This window comes from Citrobacter sp. wls716, from assembly GCF_005280975.1.
GTDB classification, from domain to species: Bacteria; Pseudomonadota; Gammaproteobacteria; order Enterobacterales; family Enterobacteriaceae; genus Citrobacter; species Citrobacter youngae.
In genome coordinates, this window is sequence record NZ_SZWX01000021.1 from 114,454 (window position 1) to 133,452 (window position 18,999).

The 18,999-nt window shown below is 52.7% G+C and carries 17 protein-coding genes; 8 read left to right on the forward strand and 9 right to left on the reverse strand.

From position 1 onward, the window contains the following. Positions 1–254 precede the first annotated feature (254 nt). Positions 255–1,697, forward strand: a complete 1,443-nt coding sequence (ansP, locus tag FDX24_RS03185) for an L-asparagine permease (protein WP_137363825.1) — start codon at positions 255–257, stop codon at positions 1,695–1,697. A gap of 44 nt (positions 1,698–1,741) precedes the next feature. Here the strand turns inward: ansP and FDX24_RS03190 are convergent, their stop codons facing one another. The 4 genes from FDX24_RS03190 to FDX24_RS03205 form a co-directional block, all read right to left on the reverse strand. Further along, positions 1,742–1,963, reverse strand: coding sequence for a YgdI/YgdR family lipoprotein (locus FDX24_RS03190; RefSeq protein WP_043016274.1), 222 nt, complete (start codon positions 1,961–1,963; stop codon positions 1,742–1,744). Positions 1,964–2,099: 136 nt separating this feature from the next. Next, positions 2,100–3,161, reverse strand: a complete 1,062-nt coding sequence (locus tag FDX24_RS03195; RefSeq protein ID WP_048211616.1) for a YncE family protein — start codon at positions 3,159–3,161, stop codon at positions 2,100–2,102. Positions 3,162–3,426: 265 nt separating this feature from the next. Then, a complete protein-coding gene (locus FDX24_RS03200; RefSeq protein ID WP_101742165.1) occupies positions 3,427–4,461 on the reverse strand; it encodes an NADP-dependent oxidoreductase in 1,035 nt (344 codons plus the stop codon). Positions 4,462–4,530: 69 nt separating this feature from the next. Beyond that, positions 4,531–5,106, reverse strand: a complete 576-nt coding sequence (locus FDX24_RS03205) for an XRE family transcriptional regulator (RefSeq protein ID WP_048211614.1) — start codon at positions 5,104–5,106, stop codon at positions 4,531–4,533. A gap of 37 nt (positions 5,107–5,143) precedes the next feature. On the opposite strand from FDX24_RS03205, the gene mddA reads away from it, so the two are divergent. After that, on the forward strand, positions 5,144–5,662 hold the full coding sequence (gene mddA, locus FDX24_RS03210) for an L-methionine sulfoximine/L-methionine sulfone acetyltransferase (protein WP_048211613.1): 519 nt from the start codon (positions 5,144–5,146) through the stop codon (positions 5,660–5,662). Further along, on the forward strand, positions 5,659–6,108 hold the full coding sequence (locus tag FDX24_RS03215) for a DMT family transporter (protein WP_137363826.1): 450 nt from the start codon (positions 5,659–5,661) through the stop codon (positions 6,106–6,108). The genes mddA and FDX24_RS03215 overlap by 4 nt, the downstream gene beginning before the upstream one ends. A gap of 77 nt (positions 6,109–6,185) precedes the next feature. Here FDX24_RS03215 and FDX24_RS03220 read toward each other — a convergent pair whose 3' ends face one another. After that, positions 6,186–6,419: a YdcY family protein gene (locus FDX24_RS03220; protein ID WP_048211611.1), complete on the reverse strand. Its 234-nt coding sequence runs from the start codon at positions 6,417–6,419 to the stop codon at positions 6,186–6,188. Positions 6,420–6,436: 17 nt separating this feature from the next. Further along, a complete protein-coding gene (locus tag FDX24_RS03225; protein ID WP_137363827.1) occupies positions 6,437–8,035 on the reverse strand; it encodes an ABC transporter substrate-binding protein in 1,599 nt (532 codons plus the stop codon). Positions 8,036–8,317: 282 nt separating this feature from the next. Between FDX24_RS03225 and FDX24_RS03230 the strand changes: the two genes are divergently transcribed. Genes FDX24_RS03230 through FDX24_RS03240 form a run of 3 tightly spaced genes read left to right on the forward strand, consistent with a single transcriptional unit; the run spans position 8,318 to position 14,767 of the window. Next, positions 8,318–9,628: an SrfA family protein gene (locus FDX24_RS03230; RefSeq protein ID WP_137363828.1), complete on the forward strand. Its 1,311-nt coding sequence runs from the start codon at positions 8,318–8,320 to the stop codon at positions 9,626–9,628. 4 nt (positions 9,629–9,632) lie between these two features. Next, positions 9,633–12,611, forward strand: a complete 2,979-nt coding sequence (locus tag FDX24_RS03235; RefSeq protein WP_137363829.1) for a virulence factor SrfB — start codon at positions 9,633–9,635, stop codon at positions 12,609–12,611. Beyond that, on the forward strand, positions 12,608–14,767 hold the full coding sequence (locus FDX24_RS03240) for a virulence factor SrfC family protein (protein WP_137363830.1): 2,160 nt from the start codon (positions 12,608–12,610) through the stop codon (positions 14,765–14,767). Before FDX24_RS03235 ends, FDX24_RS03240 begins: the two co-directional genes overlap by 4 nt. Positions 14,768–14,786: 19 nt before the next feature. On the opposite strand, the gene FDX24_RS03245 is transcribed toward FDX24_RS03240, so the two are convergent. After that, entirely contained in the window at positions 14,787–14,960 is a 174-nt protein-coding gene (locus FDX24_RS03245; protein ID WP_075551376.1) for a GhoT/OrtT family toxin, read from the reverse strand. Positions 14,961–15,152: 192 nt separating this feature from the next. On the opposite strand from FDX24_RS03245, the gene yncL reads away from it, so the two are divergent. Then, complete coding sequence (gene yncL, locus FDX24_RS03250) at positions 15,153–15,248, forward strand: stress response membrane protein YncL (protein WP_071828932.1); 96 nt, start codon at positions 15,153–15,155, stop codon at positions 15,246–15,248. 121 nt (positions 15,249–15,369) lie between these two features. Here the strand turns inward: yncL and FDX24_RS03255 are convergent, their stop codons facing one another. After that, positions 15,370–16,152 (reverse strand): helix-turn-helix domain-containing protein, encoded by a 783-nt coding sequence (locus FDX24_RS03255; protein WP_137363983.1) that lies wholly within the window; start codon positions 16,150–16,152, stop codon positions 15,370–15,372. 100 nt (positions 16,153–16,252) lie between these two features. Here FDX24_RS03255 and FDX24_RS03260 point away from each other — a divergent pair, with 100 nt between their 5' ends. Then, positions 16,253–17,380 (forward strand): multidrug effflux MFS transporter, encoded by a 1,128-nt coding sequence (locus FDX24_RS03260; RefSeq protein ID WP_137345999.1) that lies wholly within the window; start codon positions 16,253–16,255, stop codon positions 17,378–17,380. Positions 17,381–17,569: 189 nt separating this feature from the next. On the opposite strand, the gene patD is transcribed toward FDX24_RS03260, so the two are convergent. Continuing rightward, positions 17,570–18,997 carry an aminobutyraldehyde dehydrogenase gene (gene patD, locus FDX24_RS03265; protein ID WP_137363831.1) on the reverse strand — a complete coding sequence of 476 codons (1,428 nt, stop codon included), beginning with the start codon at positions 18,995–18,997 and terminating at the stop codon, positions 17,570–17,572. Between the last annotated feature and the right edge of the window lie 2 nt (positions 18,998–18,999).

The window sequence follows — 18,999 nt, forward strand, 5'->3', positions numbered from 1 at the left end:
AGGATGAGCGCATTCCTTCGCATTTTCCCACCGCCTCTATTTTTACTGAATCGAGTCCACATCCCGTCGATTCAGGCCACAGAAAAACCCCATTTCCCCGTGTCCAGGCTTTGCGTCACTTCTCAATTGAATGTAGGATGCTCGGCCGACAGTTTCCCGCGGTAACACAATGAAGGGTTTCGTAAACGCTGTTTTCGCCGCAACTGCTGCGGCAAAAAGGATTTTGTAAATTAGTCAGGTTAACAGGAAACGTAATGAACACACACAACACGCAAGCCGCGGAACAACACGCGGCGAAACGACGCTGGTTGAATGCTCACGAAGAGGGGTATCACAAAGCGATGGGTAACCGGCAGGTACAAATGATCGCCATTGGCGGTGCTATTGGTACCGGGTTATTTTTAGGGGCTGGCGCACGTTTGCAAATGGCCGGCCCCGCTTTAGCACTGGTCTATCTGGTCTGCGGTATTTTTTCATTCTTCATTCTGCGGGCACTCGGTGAACTGGTTTTACACCGCCCTTCCAGCGGCAGCTTTGTCTCTTATGCCCGCGAATTTTTAGGTGAGAAAGCGGCCTATGTGGCTGGCTGGATGTACTTCATCAACTGGGCGATGACCGGAATCGTGGATATCACGGCCGTGGCCTTGTATATGCACTACTGGGGCGCATTTGGTGACGTACCGCAATGGGTGTTTGCCCTCGGCGCATTGGCCATTGTCGGCACCATGAACATGATCGGCGTAAAGTGGTTTGCGGAGATGGAGTTCTGGTTTGCACTGGTCAAAGTGCTGGCTATCGTTATCTTCCTGGTCGTCGGGACTGTCTTTTTAGGCACGGGAAAACCGCTCGATGGTAACGCCACGGGTTTTCATCTGATCACCGACAACGGTGGTTTTTTCCCGCATGGCCTGCTGCCAGCGCTGGTACTGGTACAGGGCGTCGTCTTTGCATTTGCTTCCATTGAACTGGTAGGCACTGCGGCGGGTGAGTGCAAAGATCCGCAAACGATGGTGCCAAAAGCGATTAACAGCGTTATCTGGCGAATTGGCCTGTTCTATGTGGGTTCAGTGGTGTTACTGGTCATGCTGCTGCCCTGGAATGCCTATCAGGCAGGTCAAAGCCCGTTTGTTACCTTCTTTTCCAAACTCGGCGTTCCCTATATTGGCAGTATTATGAATATCGTGGTGCTTACCGCTGCGCTTTCCAGCCTCAACTCGGGTTTGTATTGCACTGGTCGTATTTTGCGCTCAATGTCGATGGGCGGTTCCGCGCCCAAATTTATGGCCAAAATGAGCCGTCAACACGTACCTTATGCTGGCATACTTGCCACGCTTGTCGTGTACGTCGTCGGGGTTTTCCTCAACTATCTGGTGCCTTCGCAGGTATTCGAGATCGTGCTTAACTTTGCCTCGCTGGGCATCATTGCATCGTGGGCATTCATTATGGTGTGCCAGATGCGTCTGCGTCGGGCCATTAAAGATGGTAAAGCGGCAGACGTTCACTTCAAACTGCCAGGTGCGCCGTTTACGTCCTGGTTAACACTGTTTTTTTTACTGGCTGTGCTGGTGCTGATGGCGTTTGACTATCCGAACGGGACTTACACTATCGCCTCATTACCGCTGATTGCCATTCTGCTGGTCGTTGGCTGGTTTGGTGTACGTAAACGCGTCGCGGAAATCCACCGTACCGCGCCGTAACGCTTTAAGGTAGGTCAGATTTCTGGCCTACCCGTTTGAGCGACTTAGTTTGCTTCAATTAGCTGAGCAACATCATTGCTGTTAATTTCCCGCGCATTCCCGTCCTGATCGGTATAGCTGGTCATTCCCGTATCTTTATCCAGTTTTGGTTTGCCCTGGGTGGTAATCGTTTGTCCGCTTTTCGTCGTCATGACGTAATCGGTGGTGCACCCTGCCAGCGTAAACAGCATTACGCCCGCACAAAGACAGATTAATGGCTTTTTCATGGTATTCCCGTGTTATTCAGTTAGCCGTTGAGGGCGTAGTGTAAGTCTCTGAAGTTTGTCAGGCTACCGATGGGGTGTAACGAGGCGTATCGTGGAGTATAGAGAAATGACAGGAGGGGTTGCCCCCTCCGAATAATTACAGGGCGATACGAATAACATCGTCCGGTTGAGTCGCTTCCTGCTCGCGTGTGGATTTCTGTTTCACGCTAACGTACAGGGTTTTACCATCGGCGGAGAGCGCCAGGCTGTTTGGGAACGTCGGGGTATCGAAGGTTTTAACCACTTTATAGCTTTTCGCGTCGATCACGCTGACTTTACCGGCCTGACGGTGGGTCACGTAAGCTTCGTTACGCACCGGGTTGAACAGTACGGCCAGGGATTCCGGCGCGGCAACTTTTGCCAGCACGTTGCCGTTACGGGTATCGATAACCAGCACTTCCGCTGCTTTAGAGTCAGTGACAAACGCACGATGACCTGCCGTATCCAGGCTCAGGTTAATGAAGAAGTGCTCTTTGCCATCGTCCAGCAGTTTTTTGCGGCTGAGAATTTTGTTGGAGGCGGTATCGATGGTAATGAATTCGCCATCGGCATTGGCGGTATACAGGCGTTTAGCCTTGCTGTCGACGGCCAGTGCAGTGCTCATTTTACCGGTATTTTGAATCGTGTCCTGAAGTTTGACAGTCTCACCGTCCACCACCCAAATCACGCTCTCCTTACCAATTCCGCTGATGTATACCTTGTTGGTGGCATCATCGGCGACCAGTTCACGAGGCTGCAGCGGACGGACATCTTCAGAACGTTTACGCGCATCCAGTACCAGACGCCCTTTCACCTCACCGGTTTTCGCATCAATCGCCGTCACCGCGCTATTCACGGTATTACCAAACCACAGCGTTTGCGTCGCGTTATTGATGGTCGCGCCAAACGGTTTGAGATCGTTATGAATAACCTGAGTCACTTCAAGCGTCACCGGATCAAGACGGTAAACTATCCCACCTTTATCCAGCTTACGACTCTGCGAGGTGGCCAGCCACAGTGCGTTTTCCTGCTGGCTGTACGCCATTTCGTAGGCGCCTTTACCTACGCCTTTGCGCAGCAGTTCTTCCGCAGCCTGCGTGCTAAATGATGATGCAACCAGCAGTGAACCTAACAGTAAAGAACCACGCAGGCGCGGTGAAAACAGATGACGTAAAGACATGACGACTCCCTTTGATAAATTCAGTTGTTACTGCTTCACATAGCTTCAATGAGCAAAATCATGGTTTTGCCTTTTTAAGAATGAGAATAGTAATCATTATTTATCGCAAAGTGGAGTGTTTATTCACATTCGGTGAAAACCTGCTTATTTTCTCCATGAATACTCGCTTGCGGCGAAATCAATATTCAGACAGATTGGCTCTACAACGCTTGCCGGATGGCGGCGTTGACGCCATCCGGCTGTTACCGTCTTTAACCCCTCCGAATCACTCTTCAGCAAGCCGAATTACGACCTTGCCAAAGTTTTTACCGGTCAGCAGACCGATAAACGTCTCCGGTGCATTTTCCAGCCCCTCAGTGACCTGCTCGCGATAGTGGATCTTGCCTTCCTGGACCCAGCGCCCCATTTCTCGCTGAAATTCATGAATGCGGTGACCATAATCCTGACCAATGATAAAGCCCTGCAAGCGAATACGTTTTTTCAGTAACGTGGCCATAAGCAGCGGTAAACGGTCTGGGCCCGTCGGCAGTGATGTGGCGTTATAACCACTCACCAGACCACACAGCGGAATACGCGCGGAGGTGTTGAGTAACGGCAAAACGGCATCAAAAACTTTACCGCCGACGTTTTCATAATAGATATCGATACCCTGCGGACAGGCTTGTGCCAGTTGGAGTGCGAAATCGGGGGCATGATGATCGAGGCAAATATCAAAGCCCAACACGTCAGTAGCATGGCGACATTTCTCTGCCCCACCAGCTACCCCAACGACCCGACAGCCCTTCAGTTTACCGATCTGGCCCACGGTTGCGCCAACAGGTCCGGTTGCCGCAGCAACAACCAGTGTCTCACCGGCTTTGGGCTGGCCAATATCCAGCAGCCCCATATACGCCGTAAAGCCCGGCATACCCAGCAGACCAAGCGCCCAGGAAGGATGCTCAGGATGATCGCCTAACTTTACCAAATCAGAACCCTTTGAGATGGCGAAGTCCTGCCAGCCGCTATAGCTCAACACCCATTCACCGGGTTTAAAATCCGAATGATTCGATGCCTCGACCCGACTGACCGTGCCGCCCACCATCACTGCGCCAATCTCAACCGGGGGCGAATAAGACGGTTCGTCACTCATACGCCCACGCATATAGGGATCGAGTGAGAGGTAGACGTTACGCAGTAACACCTCTCCGTCACCGGGGGGGGTGATGGCCTCTTCTTCCAGACGGAAGTTACCGGGCACCGGTGCGCCATGCGGGCGTGACGCCAGAACCCAGCGACGATTGCGTTGCATTTGTTGACCCATTGATGTTCTCCTCAGCTTTTGGCATGAATCCATCAATAGTAGACGCGCTTTCTCTGTGATGCTTTCACATTAATTGCCAGCGTGGTTTAACCGCACAACCAGATAAACGCAGGACTGCGCGGTTTCATTGATAAACCGACAGTCATTTGGCGGCCCCAGCTCCAGGCAGTCCCCGGCTTTCATTTCATGGCGTGTATCACCTTCCACAAACACCAATTCGCCCTGCTGCAACCAGAGAAGCTGTCGGGCCTGCACGTAGGAAGAGGCGGGCATCGGGATATCACTGCCGGCCGGTAATTCGATTTGCACCAGATCGATAGGCAGATCGCTGCGCGGAGATACGTGACGGCGCAAATAGTGGCTTTGCGGATCGTGCCAGACCGGCTGGTCGGCGAAACGCAGCAGTTTACCCTCCTGCATTTCGGCTCGGGCAATCAGCGTCGACATGCTGATACCAAACGCACCGGAAAGCCGTCCCAGTAGCGTCGCCGTTGGACTGCTCTCTCCACGTTCTATTTTATGGATCATCGCCCGCGAGACCCCTGCTCGTTCGGCAAGTTCCGTCAGCGACCAGCCGCGAGATTCCCGCTCAATGCGAATTCTTGCACTGATCCGTTGATTTATGCTGTCTTCAATAGTATTCATATTGTAATACTATAGTGAACAACCCCTGAGGTTCAACATGTCAATTCGATTTGCCAGCAAAGACGACTGCGCCGCCATCGCAGAAATCTACAATCACGCCGTACTGCATACGGCCGCTATCTGGAACGATCAAACGGTCGATGCCGAAAACCGCATCTCCTGGTATGAGGCTCGCCAACTGATGGGGTATCCGGTACTGGTAAGTGAAGAGAATGGCGTCGTCACGGGGTACGCCTCTTTTGGCGACTGGCGCAACTTTGACGGTTTCCGTCATACCGTCGAACATTCAGTGTACGTGCACCCGGAACATCAGGGAAAAGGACTGGGGCGCAGGCTGCTCAGCAGACTCATTGAAGAAGCGCGCGCGTGTGGCAAGCATGTCATGGTGGCAGGAATTGAGTCGCACAATCAGGCATCGCTCCACCTGCATAGCACGCTGGGTTTCAATATTACCGCGCAGATGCCCCAGGTCGGGACTAAATTTGGTCGTTGGCTGGATCTGACTTTTATGCAGCTACAGTTAGACGACCGCAGCGAACCGGATGCGCGTGGATGAACCAGACGCTGACCCTCTCCTTTCTGATTGCCGCAGGTATTGGTCTGGTGGTGCAAAACACTTTGATGGTACGCATTACCCAGATGTCCTCGACAATCCTTATTGCTATGTTGCTTAACTCACTGGTCGGGATCGTCTTGTTTGTCAGCATACTGTGGTTTAAACAAGGTGCGGCGGGATTTGGCGAACTGGTTTCCAGCGTGCGCTGGTGGACATTAATCCCGGGTTTACTGGGATCGTTCTTTGTTTTTGCCAGTATCAGCGGATACCAAAACGTAGGCGCTGCCACCACCATCGCGGTGCTGGTCGCCAGCCAGCTTATTGGCGGTCTGGTGCTGGATATTCTGCGTAGCCAGGGTGTACCGCTTCGCGCGCTGGTGGGTCCGGTATGCGGTGCGATATTGCTGGTTGTGGGTGCCTGGCTGGTGGCAAGACGTTCGTTTTAATTGCCTGATGGCGCTTTGCTTATCAGGCCTACAGAACGCCGGATAAGGTGTGAACACCGTCATCCGGCAAGGAAATATCAAAGAATAGAGCCGCCTTTGGTCAACTGCTCACGACGCGCTTCCATATCTTCTTTATGCTGGCGCCCATGATGTGCAATTGCCGTACGCAAACGTTGTTGCTGGGTGTAACGATCTTCCCGGCTCAACGCAACATCATCGCTCAACTCAATCAGCAATTCATTCATATGCGTAATGACGCTCTCTTCAATGGCGGCATCAACACGTGCGCTGACCTCATCCAGATGCGACATACTCCCTCCTTAACTCATTAATTTAATTTCGCCTTTGAAAAATCACTGCCCATCAGGCTAACGCTGTATCCGCTGACATTGCTGCGTGTGGCATAGAAGGTTTTGCCATTCGCCAGCGCAATCCACGGGGCCTGCTGATAGAAAATTTCCTGCGACTGCTGGTAAAGTGCGGCGCGCTCTTGCGGTTTGCTCACCAGTTTCGCCTTTTGAACCAGCGAATTATACTCTTTATCACACCAGCGCGCGGCGTTTGATCCGGTTTTAATGCTGTCACAACCCAGCAGAACATCGGCAAAGTTATCCGGGTCACCGTTATCTGACATCCAGCCAAACAACGCAGTATCGTGCTCGCCTTTACGCATCCCGGAGAGATATTCCCCCCATTCCCAGGAGACGATTTTCGCCTTCACACCAACTTTTGCCCAGTCGCTTTGAATCATCTCAGCAATACGACGAGAGTTCGGGTTATAGGGGCGTTGCACCGGCATAGACCACAGTGTCGCTTCAAAACCGTTTTCCAGCCCCGCTTTCCTCAGCAGCTCTTTCGCTTTCTGCGGGTCGTAAGCGTAATCTTTCAGGTCTTTATTGAAGCCCATCATATTCGGCGGGATTGGCGATTTCGCCACCGTTCCGGAACCTAAAAAGACCGCGTTAATAATGGCTTTTTTATCTGTCGCATAGTTCAGCGCCTGGCGCACAAGTACGTTATCAAACGGTTTTTTCTCCGTATTAAACGCCAGATAACCGACGTTCAGCGCTTCAACCGAATGCAGCGTCAGATCTTTGTTCTTTTTGATTTCATCAAACTGCACCGGTGCTGGCGCGGGAATAATCTGGCATTCGTTGGTTTGCAGTTTCGCCAGTCGCGTCTGTACGTTTGGTGTGATGGAGAAAATCAGATGTTTCGTTGGAACTTCACCATCCCAGTAGTTCGGGTTGGCCAGATAGCGGATTTGTGAATCCTGCTTGTACTGTTGCAAGACATAAGGCCCGGTACCAATCGGCCAGTTATCGACGTTTTCCGGCGTGCCTTTTTTCAGCATCTCGTCGGCATATTCAGCCGAAAGAATAGAGGCAAAATCCATCCCCCAGTCAGCAAGAAATGCAGCGTTGGGTTCGTTCAGAACAAACTGAACGTGATAATCATCAACCTTCTTAACCTCTTTGATCAGTTTGTCCAGGCCAACATCGTTGAAATATTCATAGCTACCCTGTGAAACCTTATGGTACGGATGATCGGCATCTTTCTGGCGTAATACTGAGAAAACGACGTCATCAGCATTGAAATCACGGGTAGGTTTAAAGAACTTATTACTATTGAACTTCACGCCCTGACGCAGGGTAAATGTGTAGGTCTTGCCGTCGGGGGAAATTGTCCACTCCGTTGCCAGAGACGGGACCGGAGTATTTTTGACCGGATCGAAGTTGATCAATCGGTTGTACAACACCTGTGAACTGGCGACAAACGACGGACCTGAACTGGCTATTTGGGGGTTAAATGATTCCGGGGATGCTTCAGAACAGTAAACGATGGTATCAGTACTGGCGGCATATGCAGCGCCTGTTGGTAAGACGGCGCTGAGTGCCAGCGCGAGCAGCGTTTTCCTTGCAATCATGGTTATAAGCCTTCTTCTTTTATTATTTACTCGTCTATCAGAGCATAGCTGGCAAATACGCACTAATAACAAATCTCTATCAGGTTATTCTAATCTGGCAGGTTTCGCTGATTAATTCATCATCGCAGGTGAAATAATTTACCTTAAGTCTTTTTCAAAACGTCAAGATTTTTCCCAATACTCTATGCCATGAAAATTCGCCCCTTTTTGCCTCTCTTCCAACGTTTGCTTACTTTTATTCCCCGTAAAGTAGATGTGTGAAGAAGTCTAAGGGGCAATTACGTGGCAAAAACTCTCTTGCGCAGCGGCAATTTGGATGACTATCAGGCCGTGGGTGGCGGTGGTCAGGCCGTGTTTGATTCAGCACTACAAATTCGTGAAACGCTTCGTCTGCGTAAACAACAGGCGATGGCGGATTGTCTGGCAATACCACAAGTTAACGACAGTGGCGATCGGGTGGACTGGTATTCCCCGGTTGAAGGAAAGGCTGTCGCGTGGAAAGCCGCTGATGAAGATGCGCGTTTTCGGGCTCTGCGCTATCTGTCCAGTACGCTGGAGAATGCCGCGGCACTGAGCCGGAAAAGCCTGCAATCGGGTAAAACTTCTCTGCAACTGTTTGGTTCACTTCTCGACAAAGCCATCCAGTTTCCAGGTGAGAACCACGTGTTCCTGGTTGATGGCAAGCCCGTCATTACGTTCTGGGGCTTCGTCAATCTGAATGAAAACACCCGTGACGATGTACTCGATTGCCTGCGTCATACCGACGTTCCCCCGGTTGTATTGGCACCTGAACCGGAGCCGGAAGTCGAAGAAATCCCGGCGGAAATCACTTTCGCCGAGGCCGGTACCCCGCTGCTGACAACAGCTATTGAGCTACCGAAACCCGCTGAACCCGAACCACAACCCCCTGTCATTGTAAGTGAGCCAGAGATTGCGCCGCCGCCAGTACAGCGTAAGCCTACGCGACGCCTGCCGCTGTGGACCCTGCCCGTTGCTGCTGCAGTGATTGCCGCCATTGCAGGGCCGCTATTGTGGAAACAACACACGGAATCTCCCGCACCTGCGGTTGCCTCCATTGACGTTGCAAAGGTAGACAGTAAACCGCTGCCTGAACTAACACCTTCGCTGCCGCTGCATCGGGCTGACGTTATTCCACCAGTGAAAAAAGAGAAGCCCGTAGAAGGACCGGTGGTGATAGCCGCCATCCCGAAAGATGCGCTGGTAATGGATGCCAACCAGATGAAGGCAGGTACAACACGTTTTCTTAACGGCAACTGGCGTGTGCTGGTCGATATAAAAGATCCGGTCAGCGGTAAAGCCCCATCGCTGCGCTATCAGATCCAGGCCAATAAGGGCACTGCGCGCGTCGTGCATGGCGACAATATCGTTTGCCGCGCCGAAATTTTCTCTGGTCTGCATCAATCGGGCGAATTAATGATTAAGAGTCGCGGGAATGCCCGTTGCACGGACGGTTCGCGTTACCCAATGCCTGAAATCACCTGCAAAGCAGGAACAAACGACGTCGCAGCTTGTACCGCACGTTATGACGAACACGCGGAAATCCCTTTGACGATCAAAAAGATAGGTGCCTGATTTTATGTTGGTGAATCTGTGTGATTACAAACAGAGCGTAACGCTCATCGCCAATAGCGGTGTGCAATTTCTGGATTTTGGGCTGACACCACAGGAATCTGCGCACCACGGTCGTTTTGTTCGCAAAACGGCAAACGGTCCGCTACTGCGTCTGGATTTTGATCTGGCGTCGGGACGCTATACCCTGCCGGGTAATACCGGTGGCCAACCCGAAGTAGTGAAACCGGAAAGCACGCAGACGCTGCATTATTCTCTGGACGTACTTGACGGTGTCTGGTTGCCGCTGCCGTTCCTGCGTTTTAACCCGCCCCGCACATTTGTTGAAGGCCCGGATAACTGGGCGCGCGTCCAGGTGCGAAAACTCGCACAGCCGGACAGTGCCGGCAATACTCACCGTGTCACGGTGGCGCTGGACAGTCAGTTGACTGAAGCCCCGGCAGCATTGACGCCCAATGAGAACGATCTGCTGAATGGCACGCGATTTGCGCTGGCCTGGCACGATAATGAGATCGCAGATTTCCTCGACCAGACGTGGATTGATGGCTGGCTACGCGAGTCCTTTTTGCAGCACGTCACACAGCAAGAAAACCGTTCAGAGCAGGAGATCCAACAAGCTCTACGCAACTTTGAATACCAGGCGCACTGGCTGAATTTGTTGACCCTGTTAGGCGAACAACTTTCCGTCCCGGAAGTGAAGCTGGTGACCCATACGCTCAGCACGCCCGCGATTCCTGTCGATCTGATTCTGGATATTGGCAATACCCATACCTGCGGCGTGTTGATTGAAGATCATGGCGATGCCAATGACGGTTTGCGTCAGACGGCTGAATTGCAGGTGCGTTCATTAAGTGAACCACAGTTCCTCAACGATCCCCTGTTCACCAGCCGACTGGAGTTTTCCGAGGCGCGCTTTGGTAAGCAACATTTCTCCGTTGAGAGTGGCCGCGATGATGCCTTTATCTGGCCGTCGATTGTCCGCGTTGGGGATGAAGCCCGTAAGCTGGCGATGCAGCGTATGGGAACGGAAGGCAGTAGTGGGATCTCCAGCCCACGCCGGTACTTATGGGATGAAACCCCCGTTTTACACGACTGGCGCTTTAGCCAGATGAACAGTAAAACGCAGCGCGAGCCGCTGGCTACCGCCTTCCCGCTGATGAATCTGATGAACGATGACGGTCAGCCGCTGTTCAGCCTGCCGCAAGATGACCGGCTGCCGGTGTTCTCACCACAATACAGCCGCAGCACGCTGATGACGCATATGTTGTGCGAGATTCTGGCCCAGGCGCTGGGACAAATTAACAGCGTAGCGACACGGCTGCGTCTCGGGTTCCCGGCCTCTCCACGCCAGTTGCGCACGCTGATCCTCACTCTGCCGTCAGCCATGCCAAAACAGGAGCGAGAGATCTTCCGTCTGCGTATGTTTGAAGCCATTGCGCTGGTCTGGAAAGCAATGGGCTGGCACCCGCAGGACGAAGATTTCACCACCCGCAAACAGCAAGAAAAGAGCGTTGTTCCCGTACCTGAGATCCAGATGGAGTGGGATGAGGCCAGCTGCGGACAGTTGGTTTGGCTGTATAACGAAGCGATTTCACACTATGACGGGCACACAGAATCGTTCTTTAACGCCCTCGCCCGTCCGGACCGCCAGCCAGAACCCGGTGAAGTTAAAGGTCGTGCACTGCGCGTCGCCTCCATCGATATTGGCGGCGGCACGACGGATATGGCCGTGGTCCATTATCAACTGGATGACGGCGTTGGGGCGAATGTCAAAATCACCCCGCATCTGCTGTTCCGTGAAGGCTTCAAAGTCGCCGGGGACGACATGTTGTTGGATGTCATACAACGCTGCATACTGCCCGCCCTGCAAACCCGCTTACAACAAGCTGGCGTGACCGATGCCGCCGCGCTGCTGGCCACACTGTTTGGTGATTCCGGGAGAATCGATACTCAGGCTATTTTGCGACAACAAACCGCGTTGCAACTCTTTATGCCACTGGGTCATGCGGTGCTCAGTGCCTGGGAGCAAAGCGATATTAACGATACCGTAGCGGGGTTGCACGCCACCTTTGGCGAACTGCTTTCTCAGCGCCCGACACGCAATGTGATGAACTATATCCAGCAGGCTATCGATCATGCTTTACCGTCTGGTTCACCGGCTTTTGATGTGCTGAGCGTTCCGTTGCAGGTACAGTTCAGGCAGTTGCAAGAAGCGCTGCTGGCAGGGCAATTTACCCTGACATCCCCTCTGCACGCCGTTTGCGAAGCGATTTCCCACTATCGTTGCGATATTTTGTTAGTCACTGGCAGACCCGCCTGTTTGCCGGGGGTTCAGGCGCTAATCCGCCATCTGCAACCCGTTCCGGTCAACCGCATGATCTGGATGGACAGCTATCGCGTACATGAGTGGTATCCGTTCAGCCAGCAAGGGCGTATCGGCAATCCAAAATCTACCGCTGCCGTTGGCGCGATGCTGTGTAGCCTGGCGCTGGATTTACGCCTGCCGCGCTTTAATTTTAAAGCTGCGGATATCGGCGCGTACTCGACGGTCCGCTACCTAGGCGTACTGGATAATACGGTCAATACGTTGCGCGATGAGAATATCTGGTATCACGACATCGATCTGGATAAACCTGGAGCAAAACTGGATACCCGTCTGCACTTCCCGCTGCGCGGCAACGTGACGCTGGGCTTTCGCCAGTTAGCAAACAGCCGCTGGCCAGCCACCCCGCTGTATACGCTGAGCATCAATTCTGCTGAGCTGGCAAAAACGATTGCCGGTGACGGCGTATTAAATGTACGGCTGCAACTGCGCGGCGGCAGCAAAGAGACAGGGCCGGAATTTTTCGTTCTCAGTGATGCCTGGCTACAGGATGGCACGCCCGTTGCCGCCAATGCCCTAACGTTAAAACTGAATACACTGGCAGATCGTCGCCATAGCGGCAGCCATTACTGGATTGATAGCGGGAGTGTGTACCTGAAATGAGTAAGATGTTTAACACAGCACAAGCCGCCATCGAATGGGTGAATGACACACGCCAGCGCGCAGCGCGTCTTGATGATGAAGCGGATTCCCTGCTCGCTCAGCTCACCATCGCCGCGGTTACTGAGTCTGCGCTGAATACGGCGTTTTCAGCGCGTGGCTGTGTGGGTCTGTACGGTCATTCACAGCCAGCAAAAGCACATCTGTTGTCCGCACTGTGCAGCAACACCAGTGGGAAATTGAATATTGCTACACCGGATCGCAGTTTTGATTATTTTTCGCATATCAATCCGGGCCATGCGCCGACCAATATGGCGATCCGCTTTACGCGTGAAGACAATCCCGTTGATAGCGAGTGGCCCCTGCGTCTGCACCTACTGAGTGAAGCGGAACTGGTACAGCTGTTTATCACACAGTTTTGCGCAATGCCTGACAGCCGCCAGGTTGAAAAATCGATTATTGAAGCCCGGTTAGAAAAATGGCAAACGCTGCGTCAACGTCATCCGGTTCAGGGCATCACGGCACATGACGTAGCCGCCATCGGCCGTTTTTGGCGCTCTTGTGTTCCTGCAAACCAGCAGCAAATTGATGATGCACTATGGCATCAATTTGCTACATTGCTGCCGGCGCTGGATCTAACCACCCGCGCTCACGCCTGGGCGCTGTTGTGGGGAGAACAACCAGAGTTAACACAGCAATGGCTGGCATTAGCGCATACTTTGCAACAAACCGGACAGGCGCACGAGCTAGCCGCACCGCTGAGTTTGTTGGTCGATCATTTTGGCTTGCCCGCCGAAAGCTTCCTGACCCAGGTCGCATTAACCGGGAATGACGCGCAAAGCGATGTGGTGGTTCATCCTGTTGCAAACCATCAGTTGCTTAACGCGGTCAGTCTGTCGCTGGAATCGCTGGCGCTGCTGACGCGTGAACTGGTGCTGACTGTCGAAGACTCGGTGTTGGAAAACGTCGACCTGCTCGATATTCCCCTCGCACCGGATGCCCACCCCAACCCGCTGTGGCGGGCCAAATTAGGCTGGATGTTGGAACATTACCGCCAGCATCTGCAACCCGATGTCCTGCTGATCTGCAACGCAGTGTCTTCACGCTCGCAGACACCGGCCATCACGCGTAAGCTGATGAGCTGGGCCAACGATACCCAACCCGTACACGATGCGGCATTACCGGGGGTTGTGTGGGCCATTACGCCACAAGATGCTCGTTTTAGCACACAGCAAAACCTTGATGAGGCCGTGCAGCAATTAATGGGCAAGCCCGGGTTGCGCTGGGGAACATTGCAGGCACTGGATAAACACAGCCTGTTGCGCCTTGCTGAATGGCTGTCGCAAGCGACATCCGCTCAACAACGCCAGTCGCGATTAACGTCCCTGCATGAACAGCATCAACAGCGTGTTCGTGAGGCGCTGATGAGCTGGCTTAACGACAGCGAAAGCGTGCCAGACTCCAGCGAGACAGTGATCCGCCAGCTTCAGGCCCAGGCAGCAAAGCATGGTGAACTCCTGGAGGGGTTACTACCACCGATGCGCTGCTTTGAGTCGTTGCTGCGTATCCAGCAGCCACGTGAAGAACAAGTCAGTGGACTCTTTAATGAAGAGATTGACCTGTTTGCCGACGTCCGGGAACCGTCGCATGCATCCGAAAGCAAAGAGACCGGATACCAGGCGCACAAAATGTGGATCAACCATGTGCGTCAGTGGTGTCGTGATGACAATAATGCGCGCCGATTGCGGCTTGATCCGCGAACGCTTAGACAGGTAGCCGACATTCTTATCACTACCAGCTATCGACTGGAGATGCCTCAACGCCTTCAGCAGATTATGCAGCGAGAGAATGTCTGCGGGGCGCAGTTACACGCCGATATCGGTGATTTTATTACCTGGCTCGGCTACGCCAACGTTGCAGAGGAACAACGCCCTGCCAGCAGGATCCTCAAGGGTGCGGCTATTTTCAGTGCGCCAGTACAACAACCGATGTCGCGCCTGACTCAATTGGATGAGCAGCCGCAGCACGGTGCAAGCCGACACGTTTACGACTGGCTGGTTGCGTTGTACACCCGTGCGAATGAAAACGTGGGATACCAGCATCCCCTGGACGTAACCAAAGACGACAGACTGCGATTAGTCGCTCTGCTGGGCCCCTGAAACGGCATTGACAACGCCATCAGAAAAGAGAAAACAGGAGTGCGACGGGAAAGCTCATCGGCCATGTCGCCCCGACTAATACCGCGCTCAGAAAGCGAATACGTTTTTTATCACGTGACAGAAACCAGGTGGTAATGGCCGCAATTGCAGCCATTACCGCATAAAAAAACAACATTTTTTGGTATAGAGACATTTAGGGCATCCAGGCCAGAAGAGAAAATCGCGCGCAATATGCTCTCTTTTATGACCCACATCAAGTTTTATTCGTTTATTTAAGAAAACCGCCTAAATAACAGCCCACTTTCAATATGTTCAGATTTCGTACTATTGCGGATAGCTATAAGCCGTACTATACCCAAAGGGGTAAAAACGAAAGGTGGCAAAAATGAATGTTTCCAGTAAGACCGTGGTGCTGATAAATATATTTGCTGCTGTAGGACTTTTCAGCCTGATCTCCGTAAGGTTCGGCTGGTTTGCTTGATGTGACTCTTTTTGATGAATTGCAGCGCCTGCTGGCAGAGAGAAAATCTTCTCTCTGCCATTAGTAAACGATCTTCCCACTCCGCCACTGCCCGGTAAATTATCCTTAATATGTAACACCCCTAATCCTTCTGCGGCATTATTTCCCCGTGATAGCGGGTCGGTGTCGTACCTGTAAACTGCCGAAAAAACACGATAAAAGCACTGTCGCTAACAAATTCCAGCTGTTGCGCCACCTGGCTGATTGAGTCACCCTCCGCCAACATCTCCATCGCTTTTAACAGCCTGAATTGCTGCCGCCAGGTCTGATAATTCATCCCTGTATCCCTGATAAAGATGCGGCTGATTGTCCGTTCGCAGGCACCGACCAGGCGGGACAACTGATTCAGTCGGGGCGGTAACGTCCCCATTCGAACCCCTTCCAGCCACAGATTCAGGCGGACATCAGAGGGAAACTGCAACGTCCAGTTTTCACGGCGTGCGGCCCTGATTTCCTCACAAAAAACAGTGATGAGGCTGGCCTGCTGCGTTTCTGTCATTTGCCAGGGCCAGAATGCCATCCGTTCTATGACTTCAAAAAAGAGCGGGTTCACTTCGACAACCTGTAGCGGCAATGCGGATAACGGCGGCAGAATGGTTGAAAAATATAATGACCGATAAGCCATCACCCCGCGCATGATGGCCCGGTGAACCGTACCCGCGGGGATCCAGACCGCACGGCGAGGCGGAAGCAGACACAGGGTATTTTCCAGTTCAATGGTGATACACCCCGCCGCCGAAAAGAGTAACTGATGGCGAAGATGACTGTGCCGACCTGAATCATGTACGCCCATATCAGAGGCAATACCCACTACTGTTTCCTTAAAACCATCCGGGTCGAAGACATCATCAGGCGCAATTTTCATCATCTGTCCGATATTTGATATATAAAGTCCTGATAATGGTAATAAGACATTTTCTATTCAGCAATAATCCCCCCAAGTTTTTTGCTTCTTGGATATTGCCATGAATATGACCCATCGACCGCCCTTGTGGCTTCTCACATTACTGATTATGTTTCCACAACTGGTGGAAACCATTTACAGCCCGGCGTTGCCAAATATCGCCACGTTTTTTCAAATAAGCAGTGAACGTGCTGCTCAAACACTTTCCGTTTATTTTGTCGCCTTTGCCGTGGGGGTTGCGCTATGGGGCTGGCTTAGCGACTGCATTGGACGACGGTGGGCAATGGTAGCTGGACTTCTCTGTTACGGAGCGGGTTCCGTAATGGCGGTTATTGCCACTGATTTCAGCGTCTTGCTGCTGGCCCGTATGGTATCAGCCATTGGCGCGGCCGCCGGGTCTGTTGTGGTGCAGACTATGTTGAGGGACAGTTATGAATCAACAACACTGTCCCGCATTTTTTCCATTATGGGCGCAGCACTGGCAATCAGCCCGGTTTTTGGTCTGGTGAGCGGAGGTTGGTTAGTCAGTCTTTACGGCCATACGGGCGTTTTTACTGCGCTGGTATTGCTGGCGATACTGCTACTGATGTTAACCGCAGCCTTATTGCCGGAAACACGGCCGGAGACTACGCGCAGACCACAATTAACGGGACTGGTCTCCCGGATGGTGAGGGACAGTACACTGTGGAAAAATGCCATGCTGGTTGCTCTGTTGAATACTATGCTATTCAGCTACTACAGCCTGGCCCCGTTTCTTTTCGGACAGTTAGGATGGAGTTCCAGGGCATTTGGCTGGACGGGATCCTTGCTTGCCCTCGCGTCACTGTCAGGCAGCCTGCTGAATCGCAAGCTGTTAACGATCGGCTTGTCATCGGGATATCTGGTGCGCCATGCCTGTGCTTTAGCTCTGCTGTCTGGTCTCGCGGCATGGTGGCTACAGCATTCAGTCTGGATTCTGTTGCCAGTGGTTGGGGTTGTTGTTGCCTATGGCATCGCGATCCCCAATGTGTTGAGTCAGGCTCTGCATCACTATCGTGAACAGGCCGGGGCCGCAGGTGCTCTGTTCGGATTATGCTACTACCTGTTACTGGGAATGATGTTAGGGTTAGCGGGTATCGTGCAGCAACTGGGATTGGTTCTGACTATCTGTGCGTTCATCGCCTGGCTATGTAGCCTGTGCCGTCGTTAGAACAATCACCTAAATAATCAGGCCCCGACATTGTGCCGGGGCCTGATGGTGTGCAAATTAGCCTGACCTCGCGGATATTTCCAACTTACCGCCGTCCGATGGCGACGAGGCCAGTGGCGCGAATAGTATAGACACACGTTTACCAATATTTAGCTATCCGTGCCCCATTTACCGCTCGCGCTTAAGATATTACTCATGCTTGATCATGACATGGCGAACAATCGTGTAATCTTCCAGCCCGTAAACCGACATATCCTTGCCATACCCAGACTGTTTTTGCCCGCCGTGGGGCATCTCGCTAACCAGCGTGAAGTGCGTATTGACCCAGGTGCAACCATACTGCAGGCGGGCACTCAGTCGGTGCGCGCGACCAACATCCCGCGTCCAGACTGACGAGGCCAGTCCATACTTCGAATCATTGGCCCACGCCAGGACCTGATCTTCATCTTCAAAGACGGTAACACTGACCACCGGGCCAAAGACCTCACGCTGCACGATAGCATCTTCCTGTTTCGCGCCCGCCAGCAACGTTGGCGCAAAATAGTAGCCTGAACCCTCCACTTTTTTGCCGCCGGTGATGACCTTAATGTGTCCGAGCGCTTTCGCGTCATCGACCGCTTTAGCTACCCTGTCAAGATGCGCCTGTGAGCTTAACGGTCCCAGTTCTGTCGTTTCATCATTCGGTGAGCCGATTTTCAGGCTGGCAACTGCAGCGCCGAGCTTTTCGACCAACGCATCATAGATGCCTTTTTGCGCGTAGATTCGACAGGCAGCAGTGCAATCCTGTCCGGCGTTGTAATACCCAAAGGTCCGTACACCACTGACCACCGCATCAAGGTCCGCATCATCAAAAATAATCACCGGGGCTTTCCCGCCCAGTTCCATATGCGTGCGTTTAATCGAAGGCGCAGTATGCTGGATAATATGTTCCCCGGTCACAATGGAGCCGGTCAGTGAAACCATACGTACTTTTTCATGGCCGGTCAGCGGATCGCCCACTGTTTTACCACGACCAAACAGGACGTTGATAACGCCAGCCGGGTAAATATCTTTCGCATATTCGGCCAGTTTAAGCGCCGTCAGCGGGGTAATTTCTGATGGTTTAATCACCACACAGTTACCGGCGGCCAGCGCTGGAGCCAGCTTCCATGCCGCCATCATCAGCGGGTAGTTCCACGGCGCGATGGAGGCCACCACACCCAGCGGATCGCGACGAATCATGGAGGTATGCCCTTCCAGATACTCCCCGGCGGCCTGTCCTTGCAGGGTGCGCGCAGCCCCCGCGAAGAAACGGAAAACGTCCACGATGGCCGGAATTTCATCATTAAGCACACAATGTAGTGGTTTACCGCAGTTAAGCGATTCCAGCTCAGCGAAGGTCTGTGCATTATCTGCAATGGTGTCCGCCAGCTTTAACAACAGCTCCGAACGCACTTTCGGCGTGGTTTGGCCCCAGGAGGCAAACGCATTGTCTGCCGCGCGCACTGCGGCATCAACCTGCGCGGATGACGCCTCAGCAATCTCCAGAATAAGTTCACCAGTGGCAGGGTTATAAACTGGTTGCTTTTCACCTTCACCGCTGACCAGCTCACCGTTAATCAGTAATTGATGTTGCATAG

Bases quoted from the DNA above. Each gene is read 5' to 3' on its own strand.
- ansP (WP_137363825.1), top strand. From the start codon at position 255: ATGAACACACACAACACGCAAGCCGCGGAACAACACGCGGCGAAACGA.
- FDX24_RS03190 (WP_043016274.1), bottom strand. From the start codon at position 1,963: ATGAAAAAGCCATTAATCTGTCTTTGTGCGGGCGTAATGCTGTTTACG.
- FDX24_RS03195 (WP_048211616.1), bottom strand. From the start codon at position 3,161: ATGTCTTTACGTCATCTGTTTTCACCGCGCCTGCGTGGTTCTTTACTG.
- FDX24_RS03200 (WP_101742165.1), bottom strand. From the start codon at position 4,461: ATGGGTCAACAAATGCAACGCAATCGTCGCTGGGTTCTGGCGTCACGC.
- FDX24_RS03205 (WP_048211614.1), bottom strand. From the start codon at position 5,106: ATGAATACTATTGAAGACAGCATAAATCAACGGATCAGTGCAAGAATT.
- mddA (WP_048211613.1), top strand. From the start codon at position 5,144: ATGTCAATTCGATTTGCCAGCAAAGACGACTGCGCCGCCATCGCAGAA.
- FDX24_RS03215 (WP_137363826.1), top strand. From the start codon at position 5,659: ATGAACCAGACGCTGACCCTCTCCTTTCTGATTGCCGCAGGTATTGGT.
- FDX24_RS03220 (WP_048211611.1), bottom strand. From the start codon at position 6,419: ATGTCGCATCTGGATGAGGTCAGCGCACGTGTTGATGCCGCCATTGAA.
- FDX24_RS03225 (WP_137363827.1), bottom strand. From the start codon at position 8,035: ATGATTGCAAGGAAAACGCTGCTCGCGCTGGCACTCAGCGCCGTCTTA.
- FDX24_RS03235 (WP_137363829.1), top strand. From the start codon at position 9,633: ATGTTGGTGAATCTGTGTGATTACAAACAGAGCGTAACGCTCATCGCC.
- FDX24_RS03240 (WP_137363830.1), top strand. From the start codon at position 12,608: ATGAGTAAGATGTTTAACACAGCACAAGCCGCCATCGAATGGGTGAAT.
- FDX24_RS03245 (WP_075551376.1), bottom strand. From the start codon at position 14,960: ATGTCTCTATACCAAAAAATGTTGTTTTTTTATGCGGTAATGGCTGCA.
- yncL (WP_071828932.1), top strand. From the start codon at position 15,153: ATGAATGTTTCCAGTAAGACCGTGGTGCTGATAAATATATTTGCTGCT.
- FDX24_RS03255 (WP_137363983.1), bottom strand. From the start codon at position 16,152: ATGAAAATTGCGCCTGATGATGTCTTCGACCCGGATGGTTTTAAGGAA.
- FDX24_RS03260 (WP_137345999.1), top strand. From the start codon at position 16,253: ATGAATATGACCCATCGACCGCCCTTGTGGCTTCTCACATTACTGATT.
- patD (WP_137363831.1), bottom strand. From the start codon at position 18,997: ATGCAACATCAATTACTGATTAACGGTGAGCTGGTCAGCGGTGAAGGT.